At 56.9% G+C, this 3560-nt stretch carries 2 protein-coding genes and 1 pseudogene; 1 reads left to right on the plus strand and 2 read right to left on the minus strand.

The genetic code is table 11. The annotated features are described in order from the left end of the window. The first annotated feature begins 138 nt into the window (after window positions 1-138). Window positions 139-696 carry a DinB family protein gene (locus IRZ24_RS18170; RefSeq protein ID WP_297167433.1) on the plus strand — a complete coding sequence of 186 codons (558 nt, stop codon included), beginning with the start codon at window positions 139-141 and terminating at the stop codon, window positions 694-696. 215 nt (window positions 697-911) lie between these two features. Here IRZ24_RS18170 and IRZ24_RS18175 read toward each other — a convergent pair whose 3' ends face one another. Next, window positions 912-2390 (minus strand): FAD-linked oxidase C-terminal domain-containing protein, encoded by a 1479-nt coding sequence (locus IRZ24_RS18175; RefSeq protein ID WP_297167437.1) that lies wholly within the window; start codon window positions 2388-2390, stop codon window positions 912-914. Between the two features lie 317 nt (window positions 2391-2707). After that, window positions 2708-3560, minus strand: a pseudogene (locus tag IRZ24_RS18180) (hypothetical protein); the annotation flags it as partial.

The following is a 3560-nucleotide window of genomic DNA, read 5'->3' on the forward strand; positions in this document are numbered from 1 at the left end:
GCGATTACGCTTGGTCTGGAGCGAGGCCAGCCCAGCCAGGCTGGCCTCGCTGGCATCAAGGGGAAGGCAAGAGAGCAAGCCTCCTGCCGTCCATTACCTTGCCTGGTTTGCTAGCCTCTGAAGCCAGGAGCGTTTATAATGAAAGCTATGACGAACAAGGCCCGGCAATTTTCCAGCGAGTTTGATCGAATTGCGCAGGAAGTGCTTCAACTGCTGCAACAGGTTCCAGCAGCGCTCCTTGACCATCCTTTCCCGACACCCGAGAGCTATTCCCTCTTCATGCTGGCCACCTACTTCGTTGAAGTCGGGGAGTTCTGGATTGTTGGTCAAATCGGCAAAAGGCCATATCCTTCCCCGAGCCTGGCCGAATTTTGCGCCGCGGGAACCCTACCAGCGTTGATTGCCCGCTATCAGCGTTGGCTCAAAGAAGTTCATGACATTCTCGACAGGCTTCCTGACGAGGCGCTTGATGAGCCGCTGCCTTTTGCTCTCGCACCGGGGGGACTAGCACAGGTTGCCTCAATGACAACACAAACCTGTTTGCAGCAAGCGCTGCACCACTGCGAACTGATCCTGGAACACATGCGCTCGCTGGCTCGCTCCCTGCTCAGCAGCGCTGAGGGACAACTACCTGCCAATGTCTCGGGAACGCCAGCGACGACCGAGGAGCGACAGGATCAGGATGGACAAACCTGAACCTGGACAGCGAGTCAGCCCATCAGGCCTGCTGCTAGCCAGTTTGCTCCTCCTTCCTGTGCTCTAACACCGCCTGCTTGCTATGGGCCGACAATAACCCTATCATCCAAGCTGCCAGGCAAGCATAGGCCTGCGCCAGCCAGCAGCGGTCTTGAAGACGCCCTTTGGCGTAGAGGGCTATGCTATTACCGCCCTCAATGGCCGGGCAAGCCGTGTCAGAGCTGCTTCACTTCGGCGCAGCGCCCGGGGCGTGGGAAGAGTTTGCCGGGATTAAAAAGCTGCTCTGGGTTCCAGGCCTCACGAACCCTTTGCATCACACGTAGATCTGCTGCACTGAAAATAAGGGCCATCTCCTCTTGCTTCTCTATCCCCACACCATGCTCGCCGGTGATAGAGCCACCAGCCTCCGCGCAGACCGCCAGGATCTCATGCCCGGCCTGACGTACTCGCTCGACCTCGCCGGGCACCTGGGAATCAAAGAGGATCAGCGGATGGAGATTCCCATCGCCTGCATGGAAGACATTACCGACGCGCAAGCCATAGTGAGCGCAGATCTCACTCACGCGGCGTAGTACATACGGCAGTTTCGTGCGAGGAACGACGCCATCTTGCACATAGAACTCGGGGCTAATGCGACCCACGGCCCCGAAAGCATTCTTGCGGCCTGCCCACAACAACTGGCGTTCCGTCTCATTCGCAGCAATGCGTACCGAGCGAGCATGATTGCGCTGGCAGATAGCGACAATACGCTCTGTCTGGTCCTCGACCTCCTCACGCAGTCCCTCGGCCTCCAATAATAAGACCGCGGCGGCATCGAGTGGGTAGCCAGCATGCATATCCGCCTCTACGGCCTGCAGAATCATCTGATCCATCATCTCAATGGCGGCGGGGATCATGCCACTGGCGATGATCTCAGAAACTGTATTGGAGGCATCATCCATACTGTTGAAGACCGCCAACATGGTCTTTACTTGCTCTGGCAGATGGACAATGCGTGTAACGATCTTCGTCACCACGCAGAGCGTCCCCTCAGAACCGGTGATCAGGCCTGTCAAATCGTAACCTGGTCGATCGGGCGCCCAGCCACCTACCTCAACAATTTCGCCATCGGCAGTCACAACCTCAAGGCCCAGCACATGATTTGTAGTTACCCCATAGAGCAGCGTATGAGGACCTCCTGCATTCTCCCCCACATTTCCGCCGATCGTACAAGAACGCTGGCTACTCGGGTCGGGCACGTAGTAGAAGCCGTGCGGATTGAGCGCATTACTCAGATGAAGATTGACCAGACCCGGCTGTACCACAGCGCGCATGTTTTCATAGTCAATCTCCAGAATGCGATTCATCCGGGCAAAGGCAATTACAATGCCCCCATAGATGGGGATTGCTCCCCCGCTCAAGCCTGTACCAGCGCCGCGAGGTACCACCGGAACACGGTGGCGTGCCGCAATCTTGACAATACCTGCGACCTCATCAGTTGATGAAGGGAGCACTACAATATCTGGCCGGCTCCGATCGATCGAGGCATCGTACTCATAGAGCATCAAGTCGTAAGGATCGTGGAGTACATAGCGCTCGCCCAGTAAAGTGCTCAGCTCGCGCACCACTTGAGCCTTACGCTCCTCAGAGAGACGCTCGAAAGGAGGGGCCGCTGATCCCCTAGTGCTGGTCATTGGCAACTCTGTAATGCTCATAAGCCTGGCCCTTCTTCCAGAGGCGCTGCGGCATTGCTGTGCCTCTACTTGCTTCTCTATCGCTCAAGCTCCCTGCTTGCTCCGGCCTCCAGCGGAACCGAAGGAAGGAAGGAAAAGCAGCCTGTATCGGCATCCAAGTCCTTCCAAGAGAATGATATCACCTTGGCAGGTAATCTGGAAAGGAGGCTCAGCGAGCAGCAGCTTCCTCAAAAAGCCGGAGGCGGTCAGCCGGCTCACTGTCTTAGATAAACAGCCTCCTTTCTCATATTCATCTCCATCTGCTGGGTCGACGGAGGCCTGAAAGGAAGACCAGGCCTCTAACCCTCTCGAGGAGTGGAGCGAAAGAGACGCCAGCACCAGAGGAGACTACCGCCAAGAGCGACTAGCAGACCACCGAAGACCACCGGGCGCAGCCAACTGGACCCATCCAGAGAGCCTTCTGCAGAAGTCGACTCACTCGGCACAGCAGGAGGAGAGAGCGAGCGATCAGCCTCTCGCGGCTGGGCAGCCGTTGTCGGTGCGGGCGAAGGGGACGGCAAACGCAAATTGGTCCAGCTTGGCTGAGTGCCAGCAATTGCTGGCCTGGGGGTAGCAGCTCGCGCAGCTGAGGTCGTCTGTCCGCCATTAGTTGGTCTACCTATGCCAGTGGGGGCAGCCGTTGGTGGGAGTGCCTTTGACGTTGGTTGCGGGGTGGGCTGGACTGATGGAGAGTTGCTGCAACCTGGGGTAGGGGAAGTCGTCGTGTGCCAGATCTGGGAGCCATCACTGATCCGTGCAAATGACTCGTCACTGTTTAATTGCGGTACATTCACCTCATCAATGACGGTGGAACCATCAATGAGTAAACGGAGAACAAAAGGAGCAGAAGGGAAAAAGGACTGAGAGTCTGGGAAGACCACCAGAAAGCCATGTGGAGGTAGAGCCGAAGCCAACGGTAGTAAGAACGGAGACGATTGAGGGCCGGTGTCAAGAGATGCATGGACTGTAAATAGATCAACAGGCTGATCTAGAGGATTATAGAGTTCAATCCAGGCGTCATGGCTCAGGATAGCTGTGCCGGCAGAAGCACAGTTCCACGGGCTGGCAGGTCGAGTAAGAATCTCGTTCAGTAGAATGGCGTAGGGGTGAGATGGAGGGGGAAGAGCACCCGGTACCGCGGGGGGAGTAATC

The organism is Thermogemmatispora sp., assembly GCF_019683755.1.
Lineage (GTDB): Bacteria > Chloroflexota > Ktedonobacteria > Ktedonobacterales > Ktedonobacteraceae > Thermogemmatispora.